Genomic DNA, 24044 nt, shown 5'->3' with positions numbered 1-24044 from the left:
CGCCGCCGTGCTCCCTGGCACACAAAGCGTAGGGCCCGCACCCCCCGGTGAGGGGGATGCGGGCCCAACTGCCTTACGGCAATACCTACTTGCGGATCAGCGAGCGCAGCACGTACTGCATGATGCCGCCGTTGCGGTAGTAGTCCGCCTCACCGGGGGTGTCGATGCGGACGACCGCGTCGAACTCCACGCCCGTGTCGGTGGTGACCTTGACGGTGCTCGGCGTGCGGCCCTCGTTGAGCTCGGTCACGCCGGTGAAGGAGAAGGACTCCTCGCCGGTGAGACCGAGGGTCTCGGCGGTCTGGCCCTCCGGGAACTGGAGCGGCAGGACGCCCATGCCGATGAGGTTCGAGCGGTGGATGCGCTCGTACGACTCGGCGATGACGGCCTTCACGCCCAGGAGCGCGGTGCCCTTGGCGGCCCAGTCGCGGGACGAGCCCGAGCCGTACTCCTTGCCCGCCAGGATCGCGAGCGGGGTGCCGGCCGCCTGGTAGTTCCGCGAGGCGTCGTAGATGAACGACACCGGGGCGTCGTCCTTCGTGAAGTCGCGGGTGAAGCCGCCCTCGGTGCCCGGCGCGATCTGGTTGCGCAGGCGGATGTTGGCGAACGTGCCGCGGATCATGACCTCGTGGTTGCCTCGGCGCGAGCCGTAGGAGTTGAAGTCGCGGCGCTCGACGCCGTGCTCCGTGAGGTACTTGCCGGCCGGGGTGTCGGCCTTGATCGCACCGGCCGGGGAGATGTGGTCGGTGGTGACCGAGTCGCCCAGCTTAGCCAGGACGCGGGCGCCCGTGATGTCGGCCACCGGGGTGGTCTCCATCGTCATGCCCTCGAAGTAAGGGGGCTTGCGCACGTAGGTCGACTGCGGGTCCCACTCGAAGGTGTTGCCGGTCGGGATCGACAGCGCCTGCCACTGGGCGTCGCCCGCGAAGACGTCCTGGTAGGACTTGTTGAACATGTCCTCGCCGATGGAGTTGGCGACGACGTCGTTCACCTCGGCCTCGGAGGGCCAGATGTCCTTCAGGTAGACGGGGTTGCCGTCCTGGTCCGCGCCGAGCGCGTCCTTGGTGATGTCCACCTTCATCGAACCGGCGAGGGCGTACGCGACGACGAGCGGCGGGGACGCCAGGTAGTTCATCTTGACGTCGGGGTTGATGCGGCCCTCGAAGTTCCGGTTGCCGGAGAGGACCGACGTCACGGCCAGGTCGTGCTCGTTGACCGCCTTGGAGACCTCCTCGGGCAGCGGGCCCGAGTTGCCGATGCAGGTGGTGCAGCCGTAGCCGACGAGGTTGAAGCCGACCTTGTCGAGGTAGGGGGTGAGCCCCGCCTTGTCGAAGTAGTCGGTGACGACCTTGGAGCCCGGGGCGAGGGTCGTCTTGACCCACGGCTTGCGGGTCAGGCCCTTCTCCACGGCCTTCTTCGCGACGAGCGCGGCGGCGACCATCACGTACGGGTTCGAGGTGTTGGTGCAGGAGGTGATCGCGGCGACGGTGACGGCGCCGTGGTCGATCTCGTACGTCGAACCGTCGGGGGCGGTGACGGTGGTCGGACGCGACGGGACACCGTTCGTGCTGGCCGGAGCGTCGGAGGCCGGGAAGGACTCCTTGCCCGCCTCGTCGTCGTCATCGACGTAGTTGCGTACGTCGAGCGCGAACTGCTGCGCGGCGTTGGCGAGGACGATGCGGTCCTGCGGACGCTTCGGTCCTGCGATGGAGGGGACGACCGTGGAGAGGTCGAGCTCCAGCTTCTCGGAGAAGTCGGGCTCGGCGGCCGGGTCGAGCCAGAGGCCCTGCTCCTTGGCGTACGCCTCGACGAGCGCGACCTGCTGCTCGTCACGGCCGGTCAGGCGCAGGTACTTCAGCGTCTCGTCGTCGATCGGGAAGATCGCGGCGGTGGAGCCGAACTCCGGCGACATGTTGCCGATGGTGGCGCGGTTGGCGAGCGAGGTGGCGGCGACGCCCTCGCCGTAGAACTCGACGAACTTGCCGACGACGCCGTGCTTGCGCAGCATCTCGGTGATCGTGAGCACCAGGTCGGTGGCGGTGGTGCCCGCGGGCAGCTCACCGGTCAGCTTGAAGCCGACGACGCGCGGGATGAGCATGGAGACCGGCTGGCCCAGCATCGCGGCCTCGGCCTCGATGCCGCCGACGCCCCAGCCCAGGACGCCCAGGCCGTTGACCATCGTGGTGTGCGAGTCGGTGCCGACCAGGGTGTCGGGGTAGGCCTGGCCGCCCCGGACCATGACCGTACGGGCCAGCTTCTCGATGTTGACCTGGTGGACGATGCCGGTGCCCGGCGGGACGACCTTGAAGTCGTCGAAGGCGGTCTGGCCCCAGCGCAGGAACTGGTAGCGCTCCTTGTTGCGGCCGTACTCCAGCTCGACGTTCTGGCCGAAGGCGTCCGCCGTGCCGAACTTGTCGGCGATGACGGAGTGGTCGATGACCAGCTCGGCCGGGGAGAGCGGGTTGACCTTGTCCGCGTCGCCGCCGAGCTCCTTGACGGCCTCACGCATGGTGGCGAGGTCGACGACGCAGGGCACGCCGGTGAAGTCCTGCATGATCACGCGGGCCGGCGTGAACTGGATCTCCTGCGAGGGCTGGGCCTGGGAGTCCCAGCCGCCGATCGCACGGATGTGGTCGGCGGTGATGTTCGCGCCGTCCTCGGTGCGGAGCAGGTTCTCAAGAAGGACTTTCAGGCTATAGGGCAGCCGCGCGGAGCCCTCGACCTTGTCCAGCTTGAAGATCTCGTACGACTCGTCGCCCACGCGCAGCGTGCTGCGGGCGTCGAAGCTGTTCGCCGACACGACAGTCTCCTTCATATATGTGCGCGTTTCCGTCACATCCTGCCGCCACGACTCCTCGTCGATCCGCTAAGGTAAGGCTTAGTTAGGTAACCCTTACCGAGTGGCGGCTTCTGGTGCGCCTCGGCAGATATCTCGATGTCGAGATAACTCTAGTACATCACCCGCGTGTACGACGAGGCGCGCCCGCCTGCCCGCATGCCAGCGTGCGCAGATCCAGCCCGCGCAGCCGCTCCGGATCGGCGATCACCTCGTACGCGGCGACCCGCTCGCCCTCGACCCTGACCAGCAGCGCGAGGAGCAGTCGCCCGTACGGGGCCACGACCACGCCCACCGTGCCGTCGACGAGCGCGGGCTCCGCGAAGCGGGCGTTGCGTCGAAGGAGCACCGTCTCTTCCGCCACCGCCCGCGCGCCGCGGATCACCGCGGAGAGGTCGGCGGTGCGCACCACGTCGGGGGCGAGGACCGTGAGCAGCGCTTCGAGGTCGCCGTCGCGGGCCGCCCCCAGGAAGGCCTCGACGACACGCCGGTCCCCCGCGAGCCCGGGTGCGGCGAGGACCTCGGGCGGGGCCTGGACCTTGTGGCGCGCGCGGCTCGCGAGCTTCTTGGCGGCGGCCGGTGTGCGCTCCACGATCGGGGCGATCTGCGTGAACGGCACGGCGAACAGGTCGTGCAGCACGAACGCGACCCTTTCGGCGGGACCCAGGGTGCCGAGCACCACGAGCAGGGCCCGGCCCACCGAGTCGGCGAGCAGCACTTCCTCCTCCGGGTCCCCGCCGTCGCCGGTTTCCGGGATCCGGTCGGGCAGGTGCTCGCCGGCCGGCTGCTCGTGGCGTGCGGCGGCCGACCGGAGCAGGTCCAGGCAGAGGCGGGAGACGACCGTGCGGAGCCAGCCGGTGAGGTTCTCGATCTCGTCGGCGTCGGTGCGGCTGAGCCGCAGCCAGGCCTCCTGCACGACGTCGTCGGCGTCGCTGAGCGAGCCGAGCATGCGGTACGCGACACCGCGCAGATGGCCCCGGTGCGCCTCGAAGCGGTCCGCGAGCACCTCTTGCCCGTCCATCGGTCACCTTTCCCCGTCGTACGCCGTCACCCTCGTGTCCCCCGCGGCCGAGCCGCCGTGACCGTAGCGCCACGAAGGAGAACCACCATGACCGCCACCCTGCCCACCGCCCTCGACCAGCCGCTCCTGCGCGGCACCGGCCTGGGCGAGCTCCGGCTGCCCAACCGCGTGGTGATGGCCCCGCTCACCCGGGCCCGCGCCGACAATCCCGGCCTCGTCCCCACGGAACTGCACGCCGCCTACTACGGACAGCGGGCCTGCGCCGGGCTCATCATCACCGAAGGGACCTGGGTCAGCGAGCGGGCCATCGGGTTCGTCAACGTCCCCGGCATCTACAGCGAGGCCCAGGTCGCCGGATGGCGCCGCGTCACCGAAGTCGTCCACGCCCTCGGCGGCCGCATCGTGCAGCAGCTCTGGCACACCGGCGCCGCCTCGCACCCCGACCACCTCGGGGGCGAACTGCCCGCGGGGCCCTCGGCGATCGACCCCCGTGCGCGGACCTTCACCCCCGGCGGGTTCCGGGCGACGCACACGCCGCGCGCGATGACCGCGGGCGACATCGAGGCGACCGTCGCCGAGTTCCGCGCGGCGGCGGCCAACGCGCGGCGTGCCGGGTTCGACGGGGTCGAGATCGGCGCCCTCGGCGCGTTCCTCTTCGCCCAGTTCCTCAACCCCCGTCTCAACCACCGCACCGACGCCTACGGCGGTGACCGCGCGGGACGGCGGCGCCTGCTGCTCGACGTCGTCGACGCGGTCGCCGCCGAGTGGGACGGGCGGCGGGTGGGCGTGCGCCTCTCCCCGTACATGGCCGCGACCGACCGCTTCGTCGTCGACGAGGAGATGCTCGCCGGCCACGACGAGCTGGTGACGGCGCTGAATGACCGCCCCCTGGCCTATCTCCACCTGCGCGGCCCCGACGTCGCGGCGCCCGGCGGGGCTCCTGCCTTCGAGGCGTTCGCCCGCTACCGGAAGCGGTTCGACGGGCCGCTGATCGCGAACAACGGCTTCGGCCAGGACTCCGCGAACGCCCTCGTCGACGCCGGATGCGCCGACGCCGTGTCCTTCGCCACCCACTTCGTCGCCAACCCCGACCTGGTCGGCCGGTTCGCCCTGGGCCGGGAGCTGGCGACCGGTGACCCCGCCACGTACTACCAGGGCGGCGCGCGGGGGTACGTCGACTATCCGGCCGCGGGCTGAGCGCGCGACGAGTCACGCACCAGGAGGCTCGCCGGTACGACGACCGGGCCCGGCGGCGTCACGGCGCCCTCGATCAGGTCGACGAGGAGGCCGACGGCGGCGCGTGCCGTGCGCTCCGGGTCGAGGGTCACCGTGGTCACGGGCGGCCGTGTCGTCGCGTACCCGGGGTCCTCGCTCGCGCACACCACACGCAGCTCGTCCGGGACCCGCAGCCCGAGACGGGCCGCGGCGGCCAGGAGCTGGCGGCCGCCCGGGTCGTACACCGCGTGGACGGCGTCGGCGCGATCCGGGCCCCGCAGCAGCGCGTCGAACGCCCGGCCCTGATCGTCCGCCACGTCGAAGGGCACCACCAGCGGCTCGGCGCCGCGCTCCGCGCACCACCGGGTGTACGCGGCCGTCACCGCGCGTGCGTAGTGCTCGTCGCCGTGGCCCGACTGCAGGGCGATGCGGCGGGCGCCGGAGGCGGCGAGGTGGTCGAGGACCTCGCGGGTGGTCGCCTCGTGGTCGTTGTCGACCCAGTGGTCGCCGGGGCGAGGGTCGCCGGGGACGCCGTCGAAGACGAGCGGAATGCCGCGGGCGCGCAGCGCGTGGACCATGGGGTCACCGCGCGGGCTGTCCATGATCAGCATGCCGTCGACGGCGAGGCTGTGCCAGGTGTCGTCCGCGGCGCGGTCGGCGGGCAGCGTGGTGAGGGCGTAGCCGCGCGCGTGGGCCGCGGAGGTGGCCGCCGTGACGGCGCGTGAGAAGTACGCGATCTCCGTGTAGTTCCAGGCCGTGGCGAACGTGGTGACGGCGATGCCGAGCGTTCGGCTGCGCGGTGGCCCCGGCGTGCCGTACCCGAGGGCGGTGGCGGTCTCCCGCACCCTGCGGCGGGTGGCGGCGCCCAGGCGGCCGGTGCCGTTCAGGGCGTGCGAGACCGTCGCTGTCGACACCTCCGCCGCGCGGGCTATGTCGGTGAGGGTGGGCCCTGGCACGACGGTCATCCTACGGATTCCCTGCCCCGGGGGCCATGTCCCCACGGAATCCGTCGCGGACGGCCGCTTCTGGTTAACGGGTTACTCGGTGAGTCTCTGTGCCACCGCTTCGCGGCGGACCCCTCCCGACTCAGGAGCGCCCATGCCCTCTCCGTCCACTCCGTCCTCCCCCTCGTCTCCGTATACCTCCTCCCTCTCCCGGCGCGGCCTCATCGCCTCCGCCGGGGCCGCCGGACTGCTCGCCGCGGTGGGTGCTCCCGCCGAGGCCGCCGAGGCCGCCGGGCCCGCCCCGCGGCGCCGGTCCGCCGTCCTCGTGGTGCACAACACCCGTGTCTTCAGCGGCACTCGGGAGCACGAGCGGGCGCGGGCCGTCGCCGTCGGGCGGGACGGGAAGATCCTTGCCGTCGGGAGCGACTCCTCGCTCAAGCGGTTCATCGGGCGGGACACCGAGGTGGTGGACGGCCGCGGCGGGACCCTCATGAGCGGCATCCACGACGGGCACGCCCACCCCATGGACGCCGCGAGCCGCTCGCTGCGCCCCTCGCTCGCCGGAGCCGAGCAGACCGTCGCCGACCTGCAGAAGACGCTGACCGCGTTCCTGAAGGACTCCGCCGACCAGGAGCCCGACGGATGGCTGGTGGTGGAGGACTGGAACCCCGTGGGGCTGCTGCCGCACGGCACCGCCCCACACCACTCCATGCTGGACGCGCTGCCGACCCGGCGGCCCATCGCGCTGCGCGGCGGCGACGGGCACAACACCTGGGTCAGCAAGCGCGCCCTCGACATCGCGGGCATCACCGCGTCCACCCCTGACCCGGTCGGCGGCAAGATCGTCAAGGGCCAGGACGGCAAGCCCACCGGTGTGCTCAAGGACGACGCCCAGCCGCTCGTCACCCGGCACATCCCCGAGCCCGACCAGGAGCAGCTCGTGGCCGCCGCCGCGAAGGTCTTCGCCGAGGCCGCCGCGTCGGGCATCACCACGTTCATGGAAGCCGTCGTCGGCAAGGGCGAGTTGGGCCTCTACAAGGCGCTCGCCGAGAGCGGGAAGCTGCCGCAGCGCATCGTGCCCGCCCTGCGCATCGACACCGACATGACGAAGGACCCGGCCGCCGCGCTCGCGTACGCGCGGGGACTGCGCGCGGAGTTCAAGGACGTACCCGGACTGCGGTTCGGCACCGTCAAGGTGTTCCTCGACGGGGTCATCGAGTACCCGGCGCAGACCGCGGCGCTCCTGAAGCCCTACCTCGACAAGGACGGCAGGCCCACCGACCACCGCGGCGACCTCTATGTGTCGGCGGCGGACTACGGCCGGCTCACCGCGGCCTTCAACGAGGACGGCTGGCAGATGCACGCGCACGCCATCGGCGACCGTGCCGTCCGCACCTCACTCGACGGGTACGCGTACGCCCTGCGCACGACCGGAGCGCGCGGCCTGCGCAACACCACCGCCCATCTCCAACTCGTCGACCCCGCCGACCTGCCCCGCTTCGCCCGGCTCGGCGTCATCCCCTGCATGCAGCTCCAGTGGGCCACCCGCAACACCTGGACGATGGACGCGCTGCTGCCCTACATCGGTGCCGGGCGGCACCGATGGCAGTACCCGGCGCGCAGCCTGGAGCGGCACGGGGCGCGGCTCTCCGGTGGCTCGGACTGGCCGGTCGATCCGCTCCAGGTGTGGAACCAGGTGCGCACCGCCGTCGACCGGTTCGGGAACGAGGGCGAGGGCGATCTGTATCGCGAGGAGGAGGGACTGAGCCGCTCGTCCGCCCTGCTCATGCACACCCTCGGCACGGCGCGTCAGCTCCGGATGGACCATCTGACGGGCTCCGTCGAAACGGGAAAGTCGGCCGATCTGGTGCTGCTCGACCGCGATGTGACGCGGTGTCCGGTGGCCGATATCAGCTCCTCCGAAGTGCGTCTGACGTTGACCGGAGGCACAGTGGTGCATGACGCCGAGTCGTCGGCCGGGCGCGCTGCCGCCGCCCGGGTGACGCGCGCGGCGGCCGGGCCCCGGCCCACGGCGCAGGCCGCGGTGCACGCGGGGCGGCACGCCTCGTGCGGATGCGGCTGACCCGGCAGGGGCAGGTGGCGTACGGAAACGACGTACGGGAACTTCCGTACTGAATCGGTCGTTTCCCGGATGGCCTACCCCAGCGCATGCGTCATCTCATATCTGAGATAACCTGCGAAACATGGCAGACGATTACCTCGTACGTATCGGCAAGCTCATCCGCGACGCCCGTCAGCACAGGGGCTGGACACAGTCGCAGCTTGCCGAGGCGCTCAGCACAAGTCAGAGCGCCGTGAACCGCATCGAGCGGGGCAACCAGAACATCAGCCTTGAGATGATCGCCCGTATTGGCGAGGCTCTCGACAGTGAAATCGTCTCGCTCGGGTACGCGGGGCCCATGCATCTGCGCGTCGTCGGCAACCGACGGCTCTCCGGCTCCATCGACGTCAAGACGAGCAAGAACGCCTGCGTGGCGCTGCTCTGTGCCTCCCTCCTCAACAAGGGGCGCACGGTGCTGCGCCGCGTGGCGCGCATCGAGGAGGTCTACCGCCTCCTGGAGGTGCTCGGCTCGATCGGCGTCCGCACCCGGTGGATCAACGACGGGGTCGACCTGGAGATCGTGCCGCCGGCCAAGCTCGACATGGAGGCGATCGACGCGGAGGCCGCGATCCGGACCCGCTCGATCATCATGTTCCTGGGTCCGCTCCTTCACCGCATGGACCGCTTCAAGCTGCCGTACGCGGGCGGTTGCGACCTCGGCACCCGCACGATCGAGCCGCACATGATCGCGCTGCGCCGCTTCGGCCTCGACATCGCGGCGACCGAGGGGCTCTACCACGCGGAGGTCGCGCGTGACGTCGTCCCGGACCGCCCGATCGTGCTGACCGAGCGCGGCGACACCGTGACCGAGAACGCCCTGCTCGCCGCGGCGCGCAGCGACTGCACGACCGTCATCCGCAACGCCTCGTCGAACTACATGGTCCAGGACCTGTGCTTCTTCCTGGAGGCGCTCGGCGTGAAGGTCGAGGGCATCGGCACGACGACCCTCACGGTGCACGGCGTCCCGGACATCGACGTCGACGTCGACTACTCGCCCTCCGAGGACCCGGTCGAGGCGATGAGCCTGCTCGCCGCGGCGGTCGTCACGGAGTCCGAACTGACCGTGAACCGCGTCCCGATCGAGTTCCTGGAGATCGAACTCGCGGTCCTGGAGGAGATGGGGCTCGACCACGACCGCACGGCGGAGTACTTCGCCGACAACGGCCGTACGCGTCTGATCGACCTCACCGTCAGGCCCTCCAAGCTGGAGGCGCCGATCGACAAGATCCACCCGATGCCGTTCCCCGGCCTGAACATCGACAACGTCCCCTTCTTCGCGGCCATCGCGGCGGCGGCGCAGGGCAAGACCCTCATCCACGACTGGGTCTACGACAACCGCGCGATCTATCTGACCGACCTGAACCGCCTCGGCGGGCGCCTCCAGCTCCTCGACCCGCATCGGGTCCTGGTGGAGGGCCCGACCCGCTGGCGTGCCGCCGAGATGATGTGCCCGCCCGCGCTGCGGCCCGCCGTGGTCGTGCTGCTCGCGATGATGGCCGCCGAGGGCACGTCGGTGCTGCGCAACGTGTACGTGATCAACCGTGGCTACGAGGAACTGGCCGAGCGGCTCAACTCCGTGGGCGCGCAGATCGAGACGTTCCGGGACATCTAAGAGCGAACGGCACCGGAACCGGATCTTCCCGCTACGACTGGGCAACGATCGGCAGCCGTCCCTGGAGATGTACGAGGGCGCGGTGCTGGGGTGGGTGCATGGCAGATCGCACCCTTGTTCCCGGCACACGCGCCCTCGTCGTGTTCTGTGCCTCGCTGGCCCTGCTCGCGGCGGGGTGCGGCGAGCAGGGCAACCACGGCAAACCGTCGCCGTCCAAGGACGGCGGCAACCCCGTGTCGACGCCGACCGCTTCGCGTCCCGTGCCCTCCGACGGCAAGGGCTCCAAGGACCCGGACGACATCAACGGGGACGGGCACCGCGATCTGCTTCTTCCCCTGGCTTCTCGCGACAGCAAGAAGGAAGTCGGGCGGACCGCCGTCGTCTTCGGCTCCGCCGAGGGGCTCGACCCGTCGACACACGCCGTGTACGACTACCGCTCGGGCACCGTCACCACCGCCGACCTGGACGGCGACGGCTACCCCGACTTCGTCGCCACCGACGAGCCCCGGCGGCCGGAGCGGCTGACCGTGGACTGGGGCGGCCCGAGCGGGCCGAAGCCGGGCGTGGGTGCGACCCGGATCCAGGCACCGGACGGCGGGTCGGGCTCCGGCCTGCACGGGCCGGTGCGGGGCGACTTCGACGGGGACGGGCACCACGACATCGCGGCGGTCCGGCAGGACGGGTCGGTGACCCTGGTGTACGGCCCCGTCACCCGTTCCGGTGTCCCGGCCCGCACCGATACCCGGCCCGGCCGGGGAAACTGGCTCGCCGCGGACGACATCGATCCGTCGGGCAAGGCGCACGCGACCGCGCTGCTCATCCATGAGGGCGACGACGGCGAGCAGAGCGGTGGGGTCCTCTACTGGGCGCGCACGGGGAGCGGCCTCTCCCGCACGCCCATCACCTTGCGCGAAGGCAATGGGGCGGCGTTCGGCGACTACGACGGTGACGGGGCCACCGACCTGGCCATCGGCGACGACGGGGGCCGCAACGACGAGCCGGACACGGACGAGAGCCCGGAGGTGATCGCCTCGCTCGCGGTCTACCCCGGCAAGGGCGGCGACCCGCTCACGTACAAGATCCCGCAGAGCCGCAACTCCGAGTTCGGGCCCGGCGGTTACACGTCCGCCGACCCCGACGGCGACGGCAAGGACAGCCTCCTCATCGCCACGGACACCGGCGCGCTGCTGATCGACGGCGAGAAGGACCGCACCGAGGTGCTCCGGGAGGGGCCCGCCCGGGTGAAGGACACGAAGACCCAGCCGCGGTGGCGCCATGCCCGCCCGTACGCCGCCGCCGATTTCGACGGTGACGGCAAGGAGGAGCTGATCCTGCACTGGGCGATAGATGTGCTCTTCGCTCTGTACGGCGAGCAGCCGACGCACTGGTGGATCACGGACGGCACGTCGTCGCGGGACAAGACCGCGTTCACCACGACGTCGTTCGCGGGACGCGACTGAGGCACCCCCGCGCCCCGGCGTCCCGTAGTCCCGGCGCTCAGGTGCTCGCCACGAACTCCCGGATCGCCGCCGCAAGGCCGTCGGGGCGGTCCAGTGGGATCAGGGTGCGGCAGTCGTCCAGTTCCACCAGGCGGCTCTTGGGGAGCAGCGCGGCGAATCTGCGGGCGTGTTCCGGGGGCATCATCTTGTCCTGCCTGCCCCAGACGACCAGGGCGGGCCTGTCGTACGTGCGCAGGGAGTCGGCCGCTTCGAGCATTTCCGTCCTGCGTGCGGAGCGCAGGTAGTGGACCAGGATCTGGCGGGCCACGGGGTCGGTGCGCAGGGGGGCCAGCCAGCGGTCCGTCAGGTCGTGCGGGACCTGGCGGTGCGCCATGACCGCGTATCCCGTGCCGGGGACGCGGCGCAGGGCGCGCACGGACAGGATGCGGATCAGGAGCGCGATGCCGCCGGGGACGCGCGCGGCGGCGTCCATCATCTTGCCGCCGGCGCGCGGCGGGTAGTTGTCGAAGGCCTCGCAGCCCGCGATGACCATCCGGCCGACGCGGTCGGGGCGCTCGGCCGCCAGCTGCTGGAGCCGCCCGGCGTCGTTCTCGACGAAGACCGCGTCGTCGCCGAGTTCCAGCGCGTCGGCGAACTCGCCGATCAGCCGTGCCATGCCCATCGGGGTCAGCTCGGCGCCGGGCCTCAGCGGCACGCGGTGACTGCCGTACGGGAGGGTCGGCACCAGGCAGCGGAACTCGTGGCGCAGCTCGTCGACGACATACCGCCATACGCTGCCGTCCTGGACGAGGCCGTGCAGGAGGACGAGCGGTGTGCCCGTCCCGCCGGTGTCCTCGTACTCGACCGGTCCCGCAGTGAGCTCGATCCGTGCCATGGCCGCCCCGCCCCCGTAACCTCGCGTGATCGTCGGCCCGACGCTATGCGGATCAGTCGATGACCGCCACCCCGTCCAGCTCCACCAGGCACTCCTCGTCCCAGAGACGGACCGCACCGATCACCGCCATGGCGGGGTAGTCCCGGCCCGCCAACCGCTTCCAGATACGGCCCAGTTGGGGTGCCTGGGTCCGGTAGTCCGCGACGTCCGTGGCGTAGACGGTGACGCGGGCGAGGTCGGCGGGGGTGCCGCCCGCGTGGCGCAGGGCGGTGAGGAGATTGGCCAGCGCCCGCTCGAACTGCTCGGGCAGGGTCGTGCCGGTGACCTTGCCGTCGGCGTCGAGCGCGGTCTGGCCCGCGAGGAAGACGAGACGGCCGCCGGTCGCGGTGACGGCGTGCGAGAAGCCGGTGGGCGGGGAGAGTTCGTCGGGGTTGACGCGTTCGAGGCTCATGCGGAGGGCTCCTCGTGGCTGACGGACGGGACGGACGGGGCGGCGGACTCGGTGGCGGCCTGAGCGGCGTACAACTCCTTGGCGATGATGGTCCGTTGGACCTCGCTCGCCCCTTCGTAGATGCGAGGTGCCCGCACCTCGCGGTAGAGGTGCTCCAGGAGGTGCCCCCGCTGCAGGGCGCGCGCGCCGTGCAGCTGGACCGCGGCGTCGACGACGTACTGCGCCGTTTCCGTGGCCATCAGCTTGGCCATCGCGGCCCGTTGGGCGATGTCCGGCTCGCCGCGGTCGTAGGCAGCCGCTGCCGCGTGCACCATGAGGCGGGCCGCTTCGGTCCGGGTGGCCATCTCCGCGACCTGGTGCGCCACCGCCTGGAGGTCCTTCAACTTGCCCCCGAACGCGTCCCGTTCGGCGGTGTGCGCGAGCGTCGCGTCCAGGGCCGCGGCGGCCATGCCGACCGCGAAGGCGCCGACACTGGGGCGGAAACGGTTGAGGGTGGTCATGGCGACGCGGAAGCCGCGGTCGGGCTCGCCCAGGACGTCGTCGGCGGTGACGGTCACGCCGTCGAAGGCGAGGGCTCCGATGGGGTGCGGGGAGAGCATGTCCAGGGGCGTGCCGGTGAGGCCCGCGCGGTCGGCGGGCACGAGGAAGGCGGTGACTCCGCGGGCGCCCGCGCCGGGGGTCGTACGGGCGAAGACGGTGTAGAAGTCGGCTTCGGGGGCGTTCGAGATCCAGCACTTCTCGCCGGTGAGCCGCCAGGAGGAGGGGCCGTCCGGTGCGGCGGCCAGGGCCAGGGCGGCGGCGTCCGAGCCCGCCCCGGGTTCGGAGAGCGCGAAGGCGGCGATGGCACGGCCAGCGCGGGCGGGGGCGAGCCACTGTTCACGTTGCCGCGCGGAGCCGTACGCGGCGATGGGGTGCGCCCCCAGCCCCTGCAGGGCGAGGGCGGTCTCGGCCTCCGTGCAGGCGTGGGCGAGGGACTCGCGCAGGAGGCAGAGCCCCAGGGCGCCCGACGTGGCGTGCGAGGTCGCCCGTGAGGCGGTGGAGCCGGCCGCCCCCTCCCCCGCGAACAGGCGGTCCAGGAGGCCGAGTTCCCCCAGCGCCTCCACCAGCGGGCGGTTCACGCGGCCCGGCTCGCCCTTCTCGGCCAGCGGACGCAATCGCTCGTCGGCGAGGGTGCGCAGCTCCGCACACCAGGCGATTTGTTCCGGATTGAGCGAGAATGCCGTCATCCCGGGCCCCTCCTTTATCGCGCACCGTTGACTGTCGTCACCATCACGATACGCTCGTTCCGCGAGCTCACCACAAGCCCGAACGGCAAGGGGGCGACCCGCTGTGGACGCCAAGAGTGCACTGCGACTCCACCCATCGGCCCACGTGGACACCTTCGCCCGGGATCATCTCCCGCCGCCGGAGCAGTGGCCCGCGTTCGTCCGCGACCGGCCCGAACTGCACTACGCCGATCGCCTCAACTGCGGTGCCGAGCTCCTGGACCGGACGGTGGACCGGCTCGGCGGCGACCGGCCCGCCTTCCGTACGGGCTCCGGCGACGCATGGACGTACGGCGAGCTGCAGCGGCACGTCGACCGGACCGCCCACGTCCTGACCGCCGAGCTCGGCGTGCGGCCTGGTGAGCGCGTCCTGCTGCGCGGCCCCACCACCCCCTGGCTCGCGGCCTGCTGGCTCGCGGTGATGAAGGCGGGCGCGGTCGCGGTCACCGTCCTGGCCCAGCAGCGCCCGCACGAGCTGGCCACGATCTGCGAGATCGCCGAGGTCGGCCACGCGCTGTGCGACGCCCGCGCCGTGGACGACCTGATCAAGGCCGGGATCCCCGGGCTCGGTGTCACCCCCTTCGGCGGGGACGCGGACGACGACCTGCTGGCACGCGCCGCCCGGCAGCCGGACGTCTACGAACCCGTCGACACCGCATCCGACGACGTCGCCCTCATCGCCTTCACGTCCGGCACCACGGGCCGCCCCAAGGGCTGCATGCACTTCCACCGTGACGTGCTCGCCATCGCCGACACCTTCGCGCGCCACGTCCTGAAACCGGGGCCCGACGACGTGTTCACGGGCAGCCCGCCGCTCGGTTTCACCTTCGGGCTCGGCGGGCTCGTCATCTTCCCGCTGCGGGTCGGCGCCTCCTCGGTCCTGCTCGAACAGGCGGGCCCCCGGCAGCTGCTGCCCGCGATCGCCGAGCACGGCGTGACGGTGCTGTTCACGGCGCCGACCGCCTACCGCACGATGCTCGACGAGCTGGGCAAGCCGGACGCGCCGGACGTCTCCACGCTGCGGCGCTGCGTCTCCGCGGGCGAGAACCTGCCCGCCGCCACCTGGCGGGCCTGGCACGAGCGCACCGGGCTCCGCATCATCAACGGAATCGGCGCGACGGAGCTCCTGCACATCTTCATCTCCGCCGCCGACGAGGCGGTCCGTCCCGGCACCACGGGCCGCCCCGTCCCGGGGTGGCACGCGCGCGTGGTCGACGACTCGGGCGCCCCGGTGCCGGACGGGGAGCCCGGGCTGCTCGCCGTGCGCGGTCCCGTCGGCTGCCGGTATCTGGGCGACGAACGGCAGCTCCAGTACGTGCGCCACGGCTGGAACGTCACCGGCGACACCTATGTCCGCGACGCCGACGGCTATTTCACCTACGTGGCCCGCGCGGACGACATGATCATCTCGGCCGGGTACAACATCGCGGGCCCTGAGGTCGAGGAGGCGCTCCTGCGCCACCCGGACGTCCTGGAGACCGCCGTCGTGGGGCGCCCGGACGAGCTGCGCGGGCAGAGCGTCGTCGCGTACGTCGTCCAGCGCGCGGGCACGGAGCGGGACCCGGACCGGCTGCGCGAGTTCGTGAAGGGCGAGCTGGTGCCGTACAAGTGTCCGCGCGAGATCGTCTATCTGGACGCCCTGCCGCGCACCGCGACAGGCAAGCTGCAACGGTTCCGGCTGCGCGAGCCCGGGCCCGTAGAGTGATCACGTGTCCGAGCAGCACACTCCACGGTCCCTGATCGTCACCTTCTACGGCGCCTACGGGCGCGCGGCCCCCGGCCCGGTGCCCGTCGCCGAGCTGGTCAGGCTCCTCGCCCCGGTCGGCGTGGACGCCCCGTCCGTGCGCTCCTCCGTGTCCCGGCTCAAGCGGCGCGGTCTCCTCGTCCCCGCGCGGACGGCGGCGGGCGCGGCGGGTTACGCCCTCTCGCCGGACGCGCGCCAGCTCCTGGACGACGGCGACCGGCGCATCTACGCCTCTCCCCCGGCGGCGCGGCAGGGCGGCGGCTGGGTGCTCGCCGTGTTCTCCGTGCCGGAGTCGGAACGCCAGAAGCGGCACGTGCTGCGCTCCCGCCTTGCCGGGCTCGGCTTCGGAACGGCCGCTCCGGGGGTGTGGATCGCCCCGGCGCACCTCTACGAAGAGACCCGGCACACCCTGGAGCGCCTCCAACTGGCCTCGTACGTCGACCTGTTCCGCGGCGAGCACCTGGGCTTCGCGGCGACGGCCGACGCGGTGGCCCGCTGGTGGGACCTGTCGTCCATCGCCAAGGAGCACGAGGCGTTCCTCGACCGGCACGAGCCGGTGCTCAGGGCCTGGCAGGGGCGCACGGACACCCCGCCGGAGGAGGCGTACCCCGACTACCTCCTCGCCCTGGACTCCTGGCGCCGGCTGCCCTACGCCGATCCGGGGCTGCCGGGGGAACTCCTCCCCGAGGGGTGGCCCGGGGACCGGTCCGCCGAGGTGTTCACGGCCCTCGACGGACGGCTGCGGGACGCGGGAGCGCGCTTCGTGACGCTCAACTCCCCAGCTTGAGGCGAGGCTTGGGGGCGTCGGTACGGCCGGTCTGCGGCCGGCGGCTGCCCGCCCCGTACTGCACGGGCCAGCTGACGCCCGGTCCGGCGTACCCCTGCTCGGCCGCCGCGTGCAGGGTCCAGTGCGGGTCGTACAGATGCGGGCGCGCGAGCGCGCACAGGTCCGTACGACCCGCCAGGATCAGGGAGTTGACGTCGTCCCAGGAGGAGATGGCGCCGACCGTGAGGACGGGGACGCCGGTTTCGTTGCGGATGCGGTCGGCGAACGGGGTCTGGTAGGAGCGGCCGTACGCGGGGCGCTCGTCGGAGACGACCTGGCCGGTGGAGACGTCGATCGCGTCGGCTCCGTGCGCGGCGAAGGCGCGGGCGATCTCGACGGCGTCGTCCGCGGTGGTGCCGCCGTCGGCCCAGTCGGTGGCCGAGACGCGGACAGTCATGGGCTTGCCGTCCGGCCACAACTCCCTTACCGCGTCGAAGACTTCGAGCGGGAAACGCATGCGGTTGGCCAGCGAGCCACCGTACTCGTCGGTCCGTCGGTTGGTCAGCGGCGAGAGGAAGCCGGACAGCAGATAGCCGTGGGCGCAGTGCAGTTCGAGAAGGTCGAAGCCGCTCCGCTCGGCCCGCCGGGCCGCCTCGGTGAACTGTTCGCGGATCTCGTCGAGCCCGGCCCGGTCCAGCTCGTGCGGGCGCCGGCTGCCCGCCTTGTACGGGAGGGGCGAGGGCGCCACCAGCGGCCAGTTCCCCTCGTCGAGGGGTTCGTCGATGCCCTCCCACATCAGCTTCGTCGAGCCCTTGCGCCCTGAGTGGCCGAGCTGGACGCCGATCGCGGTGCCGGGCGCCTGCGCGTGCACGAAGTCGGTGATGCGGCGCCAGGCGTCGCTCTGCCCGTCGGTGTAGAGCCCTGCGCAGCCCGGCGTGATGCGGCCCCGGTCGCTGACGCACACCATCTCGGTCATGACCAGGCCCGCGCCGCCGAGCGCCCGAGCGCCCAGGTGGACGAGGTGGAAGTCGCCGGGGACGCCGTCCACCGCGGAGTACATGTCCATGGGCGACACGACCACGCGGTTGCGCAGGGTCAGGCCGCGAAGGCGGAAGGGCGTGAACATCGGCGGCGTACCGGCCGGGCAGCCGAAGTCGCGCTCGACGGACTCGGTGAAGTGGGCGTCGCGCAGGCGCAGGTTGTCGTGGGTGACGCGGCGGCTGCGGGTGAGCAGGTTGAACGCGAACTGGCGCGGCGGCTGGCCGAGGTAGTCCGGGAGCCGCTCGAACCACTCCAGGCTCGCGCGGGCCGCGCGCTGCGTGGACTCGACGACGGGACGGCGCTCCGTCTCGTACGCGGCGAGGGCGTCGGCGATGTCCGGCTGCTCCTCCAGGCAGGCGGCGAGCGCGAGCGCGTCCTCGACGGCGAGTTTGGTGCCGGAGCCGATGGAGAAGTGGGCGGTGTGGGCCGCGTCGCCGAGAAGCACCGTATTGCCGTGCGACCAACGCTTGTTGACAACCGTGCGGAAGTTGATCCAGGCGGACTTGTTGCCGCGCAGCGTCCGGCCGTCGAGGGCGTCGGCGAAGATCTTGGCGCAGCGTTCGGTCGACTCCCGCTCGTCGAGCTCCGCGAACCCGGCCGCCTCCCACACCTCTTCGCGCATCTCGACGATGACCGTGGACTCGCCCGTGCCGGCCGTGGAGAAGGGGTAGCCGTGCAGCTGCATCACGCCGTGCTCGGTCTCGGCGATCTCGAAGCGGAAGGCGTCGAAGGCGAAGTCGGCGGCGAGCCAGATGTAGCGGCAGCGGTGCGTCTCCACGCTCGGCCCGAACGCTTCGGCGTGCGCCTCACGCGTGAGACTGTGCACGCCGTCCGCCGCGATCACCAGGTCGTACGCGGTGGCGAGCTCGGCGGCGGGCGGCGCCTCGGCCCGGAAGCGCAGGTCGACGCCGAGTTCACGGCACCGCTCGTGCAGGATGCCGAGCAGCCTGCGCCGCCCGAGGGCCGCGAAGCCGTGCCCGCCGGAGGTGTGCCGGCTCCCCCGGTGCACGATGTCGATGTCGTCCCAGCGCACGAACTCGGCCTGCAGGGCGCGGTAGACGACGGGGTCGGCGTGCTCGATGCCGCCGAGGGTCTCATCCGAGAGGACGACTCCGAAGCCGAAGGTGTCGTCCGGGGCGTTGCGCTCCCAGACGGTGATCTCGCGCTCCGGGTCGAGCCGCTTGAGGAGGGCGGCGGCGTAGAGCCCGCCGGGGCCGCCGCCGATGACGGCGATGCGGTGGGCGGAGCCGTGGTCGGGGGCCGTCATCGTCAGCGCCCCTGCCACTTGGGCGAGCGCTTCTCCGTGAACGCCGCGTGGAATTCCTTGTAGTCCTCGCCGGTCATGAGGAGTGCCTGTGTCGCCGCGTCCAGCTCCACGGCCGCGGCGAGCGGCATGTCCAGTTCCGAGGTCAGCAGCGCCTTGGTCTGCGCGTACGCGAGGGCGGGGCCGTCGGCGAGGCGGCGCGCGAGGGTCTGTGCGGCCTCGGGAGCCCTGCCCTCGTCCGTCAGCTCGCTGATCAGGCCGATCCGTTCGGCCTCGGGGGCGCGCACCGGGTCGCCCAGCATCAGGATGCGGGTGGCGTGGCCGAGGCCGACGACACGGGGCAGGAGGTAAGCGGCGCCCATGTCGCCGCCCGACAGGCCGACCCGGGTGAAGAGGAAGGAGAACCGCGCCGAGGGATCCGCCACCCGGAAGTCCGAGGCGAGGGCGAGCACGGCACCCGCGCCCGCGGCCACCCCGTGCACGGCGGTGATCACCGGGAAGGGGCACTCGCGGATGGCGCGGACGACCTGGCCCGTCATGCGGTTGAAGTCGAGGAGCTGGGCGGTGTCCATGCCGAGGGTCGCGCCGATGATCTCGTCGACGTCACCGCCCGAGCAGAAGCCGCGTCCCTCCCCGCCGAGCACCAGGGCGCGCACGGATTTGTCGCGGGACAGTTCGGCCAGGAGGTCGCGCAGGTCGGCGTAGGCGCCGAAGGTGAGCGCGTTCAGCTTGTCGGGGCGGGCCAGGGTGACCGTGGCGACCCCGTCGTGCACCTCGAAGCGGAGGTGCTGCCATTCGGGGGTGCGGGGGGCGGAGCCGGTGAAGGGACTCATGACGACGTGCGGCCTCCTCGGTCGGGCGGCGGCGGTCCATCTCGTGACGTTCTCTCTGCTCTTCGAAGCTATCACCTGTCCGTGACTGTCGTCACGAGTACGCGATACCCCTCAAGGGCCAGACGTCCCGGTTCTGCCCGACCGTCGACCCTGTCGACATAGCGCTTAAGCTTCGTACGGTTGAAAGCAGGATCGCCTGCTGCCCTGAACGGACCCGCCTTGCACGAATCTCCCGCTCCCACCTCGTGGCGCATCGCGCTGCCGCACACCACTGCCGCGGTGCCGATCGCCCGCGCACTGGTGCGTACGGCGCTCATGGAGATCGACACGCCCGCCGACAGCGACACCGCCGAGCTGCTCACGGCCGAGCTGGTGGCCAACGCGGTGGAGCACACCTCGGGGCAGGACCCGATAGAGCTCGTCATCGAGCTCCTGCCGACCGGCTGCCAGGTCGAGGTCCACGACTCGAACCCGCTGCCGCCCGGCGATCTCTCCGACCCGGGGCCGATGAACGAGCCGGACCCCTGGCAGGAACACGGGCGCGGCCTGCTCCTGATCCGCACCCTCAGCTCGTCCTGCGGTCACCGCACCACCGGCTCCGGCAAGGCGGTCTGGTTCACCCTGCCCGCGGCGTAGGCGTCGCGGAGTCGGCCGCCTCGGCCTTGCCGAGCCGCGAGTGACGGCGCCCGTACAGCGCGTACACCAGGGAGCCCACGACCAGGAAAACGGCGAACTGCACCCACGTCGTCCAGCCCGTGCCCCAGATCAGGTAGAGGCAGAAACCCACGCCCAGGACCGGGCTCACCGGGTACAGCGGCACCCGGAAGGTGCGCTTCAGCTCCGGCGCCGAGCGGCGCAGCGCGAGCACCGCGACATTCACCACGACCATGATGGCCAGCGTGCCGATCGTCGTCAGGTTGACCACCACGTCGAGCGACGAGAAGGCGGCCGGTACGGCGAAGACCGCGGCGACGATCCAGGTGTTGGCGACCGGCGTCGACGTCTTGGGCGAGACGCGCTCGAAGACACGCGGGACCAGCCCGTCGCGGGACATCGACATCAGGATGCGGGTCTGGCCGTACATCACGGCGAGCACGACGGACGCGATGGCCACGACCGCGCCGAAGGCGATGATCCCGCCGCCGACCGAGGAGTCGGTGACCTGGTTGACGACCAGCGAGAGCGCGGCGGGCTTGTCGGCCACCGCGTCCGCGCCCAGCGCGCCGATCGCCCCGAGGGCGACGGCGACGTACAGCAGGGTGGCGACGCCGATGCAGATCAGGATGGCGATCGGGATGTTCCTGCGGGGGTTCTTGACCTCTTCGCCCGCCGTGGTGATCGCGTCGAAGCCGATGAAGGAGAAGAAGGCGAGCGAGGCGCCCGCGGTGATGCCGGAGGCCCCGGCGCCCGCGAAGGGGGTGAGGTGGCCGGCCTTGAACGCGGTGAACGCGATCGCGAGGAACAGCAGCAGGATCCCGATCTTGAGCATGGCCATGGCGGCCGTCGCCCGCGCGCTCTCCCGGATGCCGCGTACGAGCAGCACGGCGGCCAGCAGGATCACGACCACGGCGGGCAGGTTCACGGCGCCGCCCTCGCCGGGCCCGGCGGAGAGCGCGTCGGGCAGGTGCCAGCCGGTGAGGCTTTCGAGCAGCTCGTTCAGGTACTGGCTCCAGCCGACCGCCACGGCGGAGACGGAGACGCCGTACTCCAGGAGCAGGCACCAGCCGACGAGGAACGCGGTGCGCTCGCCGAGCGAGGCGTACGCGAAGGAGTACGAGCTGCCGGAGACCGGGATCGCGCCACCCAGCTCGGCGAACGAGAACGCGGTGAAGATGCAGGTCACGGCGGCCAGGAGGTACGAGACGGCGACCGCGGGGCCCGCCTCGGCGACGCTGTCGGAGAGGCCGACGAAGATGCCGGTGCCGACGATCGCGCCGACGCCGAAGCACACCAGCTGGAACAGGCCCATGGTGCGCTTCAGGCCGTGGCCCTCGAGGTCGGCACCCGATTCGGCGACTAGGAGTTCGGGGGACTTGACGCGGAGTCCTGCCGGACCGGTCGAGCGCATGCGGTGGTTCTCATTTCGGTGGTGCTGGGCGCGGCGGATTGGGGCCTCCCCTGCTCGAACGAAGTCGAGAGCTTGGGGAAGTGCCGCAAAGAAGCGGGGCCGGGGGAAGGTGTTCCCCGGCCCCGCCAGTGTGAGCTTCTGTCAGGCGAGTGTCGCGACGAGAATCGCCTTGATCGTGTGGAGCCGGTTCTCCGCCTCGTCGAAGACGACGGAGTGCGCGGACTCGAAGACCTCGTCGGTGACCTCGAGAGAGCTTAGACCGTGCCGGGCGTGGATCTCGCGGCCGACCTTCGTGCCCAGGTCGTGGAAGGCCGGGAGGCAGTGCAGGAACTTCACGTCGGCGTTGCCCGTGGCGCGCAGGACGTCCATGGTCACGGCGTAGGGCGCGAGGGCCGTGATGCGCTCGTCCCAGACCTCCTTGGGCTCGCCCATGGAGACCCAGACGTCGGTCACGACGAAGTCGGCGCCCGCGACGGCCCCGGTGACGTCCTCACTGAGCGTGATCCGGGCACCGCTGGTCCCGGCGAGCTCGCGGGCCCGGGCGACGATCTCCTCGGCGGGCCAGTAGGCCTTGGGCGCCACGATGCGTACGTCCATGCCGAGGAGCGCGGCGGTGATCAGGTACGAGTTGCCCATGTTGAAACGGGCGTCACCGAGATAGGCGAACGCGATCTCGGTGAGCGGCTTCGTGCTGTGCTCGGTCATCGTGAGCACGTCGGCGAGCATCTGGGTGGGGTGCCAGTCGTCGGTCAGGCCGTTGTAGACGGGCACGCCCGCGTACGCGCCGAGCTCCTCGACGGTCGACTGGGCGTCGCCGCGGAACTCGATGGCGTCGAACATCCGGCCGAGCACCCGGGCGGTGTCCTTGGCGGACTCCTTGCTGCCGATGTGCGATCCGGCCGGGTCTATGTACGTTGTCGAGGCACCCTGGTCGGCGGCGGCGACCTCGAAGGAGCAGCGGGTCCGCGTGGAGGACTTCTCGAAGATCAGCGCGATGTTCCTGCCGCGCAGCCGCTGCGTCTCGGTCCCCGCCTTCTTGGCCGCCTTCAGCTCGGCGGCGAGCTCGATCAGGCCGCGGAACTCCTCGGCGGTGAAGTCCAGCTCCTTGAGGAAGTGGCGGCCGGTGAGGTCGATGGCCATGAGGGCGCTCCAGGGGTACGCGTACGGGGATACTGGAAGTCTATACGACGCTCCACATTTCTATACAGGCCCACTTCCGCACAGGCCACTCGATGGCTGCCAGTTCGGTGGCCGTCAGTCGATGGCGTCCCGCTGCACCGGACAGCTCATGCACCGCGGACCGCCCCGGCCGCGCCCCAGCTCGCTGCCCAGGATCTCGATCACCTCGATGCCCTCCTTGCGCAGATGCGTGTTCGTGGTCGAGTTCCGTTCGTACGCCACGACGACGCCGGGCTCGACCGCCAGCACGTTGCAGCCGTCGTCCCACTGCTCACGCTCGGCCGCGTGCACGTCCTGGGTCGCCGTGAGGACCCGGATGCCGCTCATCCCGAGGGCCGCCGCTATGGCCCGGTGCATGTGCTCGGGCGGATGGTCGGTCACCTTCAGCTCCCGCCCGTCGACGCCGGGCTCGATGGTGTACGAGCGCAGCATCCCCAGGCCCGCGTACTGCGTGAAGGTGTCGCTGTCGACCATCGTCATCACCGTGTCGAGATGCATGAACGCGCGTCTCTTCGGCATGTCCAGGGCCACGATCGTCTGCGCGGAGCCCGCCGCGAAGAGCTTGTGCGCGAGCATTTCCACGGCCTGCGGCGTGGTGCGCTCGCTCATGCCGATGAGGACCGCGCCCCGGCCGATCACCAGGACGTCGCCGCCCTCGATGGTGGAGGGGTAGTCCGCCTGCCCCTGGGACCAGACGTGGAAGTCCTCGCCGCGGAAGAGCGGGTGGTGCCGGTAGATCGCCTCGAAGTGCACGGTCTCGCGCTGCCGCGCGGGCCAACGCATCGCGTTGATGGAGACGCCGTCGTAGATCCACGCCGAGGTGTCGCGCGTGAAGAGGTGGTTGGGCAGCGGGCCGAGCAGGAAGTCGTCCAGGTCCATGCAGTGGAAGCGCACGGACGTCGGCTCGGGGTGCCGCTCCAGGAACTCCCGCTTGGTCATCCCGCCGATCAGCGCGTCGGCGAGCTCCGCGGACGGCAACGTCTCGAACGCGGCCCGCAGATGGTCCGTCGCCAGCGGGCCGTACTCCTTCTCGTCGAAGACCCGGTCCAGGACGAGCAGACGCGCCCCTGGCACGTCCATGGCCTCGGTCAGGAGGTCCCCGAAGAGGTGGACGGCCACCCCGCGGTCGCGCAGCACGTCGGCGAATCCGTCGTGTTCCTGACGGGCCCTGCGGACCCACAGGACGTCGTCGAAGAGCAACGCGTCCTTGTTGCTCGGGGTGAGCCGCTTGAGCTCCAGATCAGGTCGGTGCAGGATCACGCGGCGCAGCCGCCCGGCCTCGGAGTCGACATGGAATCCCATGGAGTCCATCTTTCCCCGGCCGGGCGGCCGACGCCTGCCGTTGGCCA

At 71.5% G+C, this 24044-nt stretch carries 18 protein-coding genes; 7 read left to right on the top strand and 11 right to left on the bottom strand.

The window, feature by feature from the left end; translation table 11 throughout:
- Positions 1-85: 85 nt before the first annotated feature.
- The gene (acnA, locus tag AB0E78_RS36985; RefSeq protein WP_361842550.1) at positions 86-2800 is read right to left on the bottom strand and encodes an aconitate hydratase AcnA; all 2715 of its coding nucleotides are present in this window, start codon (positions 2798-2800) and stop codon (positions 86-88) included.
- A gap of 157 nt (positions 2801-2957) precedes the next feature.
- A complete protein-coding gene (locus AB0E78_RS36980) occupies positions 2958-3857 on the bottom strand; it encodes a sigma-70 family RNA polymerase sigma factor (RefSeq protein ID WP_361842548.1) in 900 nt (299 codons plus the stop codon).
- An 87-nt stretch (positions 3858-3944) separates the two neighbouring features.
- Here AB0E78_RS36980 and AB0E78_RS36975 point away from each other — a divergent pair, with 87 nt between their 5' ends.
- The gene (locus AB0E78_RS36975; RefSeq protein ID WP_361842546.1) at positions 3945-5054 is read left to right on the top strand and encodes an alkene reductase; all 1110 of its coding nucleotides are present in this window, start codon (positions 3945-3947) and stop codon (positions 5052-5054) included.
- Here the strand turns inward: AB0E78_RS36975 and AB0E78_RS36970 are convergent.
- Positions 5036-6037, bottom strand: coding sequence for a LacI family DNA-binding transcriptional regulator (locus AB0E78_RS36970; protein WP_361842544.1), 1002 nt, complete (start codon positions 6035-6037; stop codon positions 5036-5038). The two genes, AB0E78_RS36975 and AB0E78_RS36970, sit on opposite strands and share 19 nt — an antisense overlap.
- Positions 6038-6170: 133 nt before the next feature.
- Here AB0E78_RS36970 and AB0E78_RS36965 point away from each other — a divergent pair, with 133 nt between their 5' ends.
- From AB0E78_RS36965 to AB0E78_RS36955, 3 genes are all read left to right on the top strand, one after another.
- Entirely contained in the window at positions 6171-8099 is a 1929-nt protein-coding gene (locus AB0E78_RS36965) for an amidohydrolase (protein WP_361842541.1), read from the top strand.
- A gap of 121 nt (positions 8100-8220) precedes the next feature.
- Positions 8221-9750, top strand: a complete 1530-nt coding sequence (locus AB0E78_RS36960) for a UDP-N-acetylglucosamine 1-carboxyvinyltransferase (protein WP_361842539.1) — start codon at positions 8221-8223, stop codon at positions 9748-9750.
- A 98-nt stretch (positions 9751-9848) separates the two neighbouring features.
- Positions 9849-11210 (top strand): VCBS repeat-containing protein, encoded by a 1362-nt coding sequence (locus tag AB0E78_RS36955; protein ID WP_361842538.1) that lies wholly within the window; start codon positions 9849-9851, stop codon positions 11208-11210.
- Positions 11211-11247: 37 nt separating this feature from the next.
- On the opposite strand, the gene AB0E78_RS36950 is transcribed toward AB0E78_RS36955, so the two are convergent.
- Genes AB0E78_RS36950 through AB0E78_RS36940 form a run of 3 tightly spaced genes read right to left on the bottom strand, consistent with a single transcriptional unit; the run spans position 11248 to position 13761 of the window.
- The gene (locus tag AB0E78_RS36950; RefSeq protein WP_361842535.1) at positions 11248-12084 is read right to left on the bottom strand and encodes an alpha/beta hydrolase; all 837 of its coding nucleotides are present in this window, start codon (positions 12082-12084) and stop codon (positions 11248-11250) included.
- Positions 12085-12136: 52 nt separating this feature from the next.
- The gene (locus AB0E78_RS36945; protein WP_361842534.1) at positions 12137-12535 is read right to left on the bottom strand and encodes a RidA family protein; all 399 of its coding nucleotides are present in this window, start codon (positions 12533-12535) and stop codon (positions 12137-12139) included.
- Complete coding sequence (locus AB0E78_RS36940; protein WP_361842531.1) at positions 12532-13761, bottom strand: acyl-CoA dehydrogenase family protein; 1230 nt, start codon at positions 13759-13761, stop codon at positions 12532-12534. The genes AB0E78_RS36945 and AB0E78_RS36940 overlap by 4 nt, the downstream gene beginning before the upstream one ends.
- A gap of 103 nt (positions 13762-13864) precedes the next feature.
- Between AB0E78_RS36940 and AB0E78_RS36935 the strand changes: the two genes are divergently transcribed.
- Both AB0E78_RS36935 and AB0E78_RS36930 read left to right on the top strand, forming a co-directional pair.
- Positions 13865-15505: an AMP-binding protein gene (locus tag AB0E78_RS36935; protein WP_361842529.1), complete on the top strand. Its 1641-nt coding sequence runs from the start codon at positions 13865-13867 to the stop codon at positions 15503-15505.
- A 4-nt stretch (positions 15506-15509) separates the two neighbouring features.
- On the top strand, positions 15510-16331 hold the full coding sequence (locus tag AB0E78_RS36930) for a PaaX family transcriptional regulator C-terminal domain-containing protein (RefSeq protein WP_361842526.1): 822 nt from the start codon (positions 15510-15512) through the stop codon (positions 16329-16331).
- On the opposite strand, the gene AB0E78_RS36925 is transcribed toward AB0E78_RS36930, so the two are convergent.
- Together AB0E78_RS36925 and AB0E78_RS36920 are read right to left on the bottom strand one after the other, a co-directional pair.
- Positions 16315-18618 carry a bifunctional salicylyl-CoA 5-hydroxylase/oxidoreductase gene (locus AB0E78_RS36925; RefSeq protein ID WP_361842523.1) on the bottom strand — a complete coding sequence of 768 codons (2304 nt, stop codon included), beginning with the start codon at positions 18616-18618 and terminating at the stop codon, positions 16315-16317. The genes AB0E78_RS36930 and AB0E78_RS36925 overlap by 17 nt on opposite strands.
- A gap of 2 nt (positions 18619-18620) precedes the next feature.
- Positions 18621-19448: an enoyl-CoA hydratase family protein gene (locus AB0E78_RS36920; RefSeq protein WP_361842521.1), complete on the bottom strand. Its 828-nt coding sequence runs from the start codon at positions 19446-19448 to the stop codon at positions 18621-18623.
- Between the two features lie 219 nt (positions 19449-19667).
- On the opposite strand from AB0E78_RS36920, the gene AB0E78_RS36915 reads away from it, so the two are divergent.
- Entirely contained in the window at positions 19668-20084 is a 417-nt protein-coding gene (locus AB0E78_RS36915) for an ATP-binding protein (RefSeq protein WP_361842518.1), read from the top strand.
- On the opposite strand, the gene AB0E78_RS36910 is transcribed toward AB0E78_RS36915, so the two are convergent.
- The 3 genes from AB0E78_RS36910 to AB0E78_RS36900 all read right to left on the bottom strand — a co-directional run bounded on the left by AB0E78_RS36910 (position 20065) and on the right by AB0E78_RS36900 (position 23997).
- Complete coding sequence (locus AB0E78_RS36910; RefSeq protein WP_361842515.1) at positions 20065-21516, bottom strand: amino acid permease; 1452 nt, start codon at positions 21514-21516, stop codon at positions 20065-20067. The genes AB0E78_RS36915 and AB0E78_RS36910 overlap by 20 nt on opposite strands.
- Positions 21517-21657: 141 nt before the next feature.
- Positions 21658-22656 (bottom strand): ornithine carbamoyltransferase, encoded by a 999-nt coding sequence (gene argF / locus AB0E78_RS36905; RefSeq protein ID WP_361842512.1) that lies wholly within the window; start codon positions 22654-22656, stop codon positions 21658-21660.
- Positions 22657-22770: 114 nt separating this feature from the next.
- Positions 22771-23997, bottom strand: a complete 1227-nt coding sequence (locus tag AB0E78_RS36900) for an arginine deiminase (protein ID WP_361842509.1) — start codon at positions 23995-23997, stop codon at positions 22771-22773.
- Positions 23998-24044: the final 47 nt, after the last annotated feature.

This window comes from Streptomyces sp. NPDC032198 (genome assembly GCF_040636975.1).
Classification (GTDB): Bacteria; Actinomycetota; Actinomycetes; order Streptomycetales; family Streptomycetaceae; genus Streptomyces.
The sequence above is the reverse complement of the archived record's forward strand: the minus strand, read 5'-3'. Positions and strand labels throughout refer to the sequence as shown.

What these genes read in the sequence shown, in the direction of transcription:
- AB0E78_RS36980 (WP_361842548.1), bottom strand. Translation starts at nt 3,857, where the DNA reads ATGGACGGGCAAGAGGTGCTCGCGGACCGCTTCGAGGCGCACCGGGGC.
- AB0E78_RS36975 (WP_361842546.1), top strand. Translation starts at nt 3,945, where the DNA reads ATGACCGCCACCCTGCCCACCGCCCTCGACCAGCCGCTCCTGCGCGGC.
- AB0E78_RS36970 (WP_361842544.1), bottom strand. Translation starts at nt 6,037, where the DNA reads ATGACCGTCGTGCCAGGGCCCACCCTCACCGACATAGCCCGCGCGGCG.
- AB0E78_RS36965 (WP_361842541.1), top strand. Translation starts at nt 6,171, where the DNA reads ATGCCCTCTCCGTCCACTCCGTCCTCCCCCTCGTCTCCGTATACCTCC.
- AB0E78_RS36960 (WP_361842539.1), top strand. Translation starts at nt 8,221, where the DNA reads ATGGCAGACGATTACCTCGTACGTATCGGCAAGCTCATCCGCGACGCC.
- AB0E78_RS36955 (WP_361842538.1), top strand. Translation starts at nt 9,849, where the DNA reads ATGGCAGATCGCACCCTTGTTCCCGGCACACGCGCCCTCGTCGTGTTC.
- AB0E78_RS36950 (WP_361842535.1), bottom strand. Translation starts at nt 12,084, where the DNA reads ATGGCACGGATCGAGCTCACTGCGGGACCGGTCGAGTACGAGGACACC.
- AB0E78_RS36945 (WP_361842534.1), bottom strand. Translation starts at nt 12,535, where the DNA reads ATGAGCCTCGAACGCGTCAACCCCGACGAACTCTCCCCGCCCACCGGC.
- AB0E78_RS36940 (WP_361842531.1), bottom strand. Translation starts at nt 13,761, where the DNA reads ATGACGGCATTCTCGCTCAATCCGGAACAAATCGCCTGGTGTGCGGAG.
- AB0E78_RS36925 (WP_361842523.1), bottom strand. Translation starts at nt 18,618, where the DNA reads ATGACGGCCCCCGACCACGGCTCCGCCCACCGCATCGCCGTCATCGGC.
- AB0E78_RS36920 (WP_361842521.1), bottom strand. Translation starts at nt 19,448, where the DNA reads ATGAGTCCCTTCACCGGCTCCGCCCCCCGCACCCCCGAATGGCAGCAC.
- AB0E78_RS36910 (WP_361842515.1), bottom strand. Translation starts at nt 21,516, where the DNA reads ATGCGCTCGACCGGTCCGGCAGGACTCCGCGTCAAGTCCCCCGAACTC.
- argF (WP_361842512.1), bottom strand. Translation starts at nt 22,656, where the DNA reads ATGGCCATCGACCTCACCGGCCGCCACTTCCTCAAGGAGCTGGACTTC.
- AB0E78_RS36900 (WP_361842509.1), bottom strand. Translation starts at nt 23,997, where the DNA reads ATGGGATTCCATGTCGACTCCGAGGCCGGGCGGCTGCGCCGCGTGATC.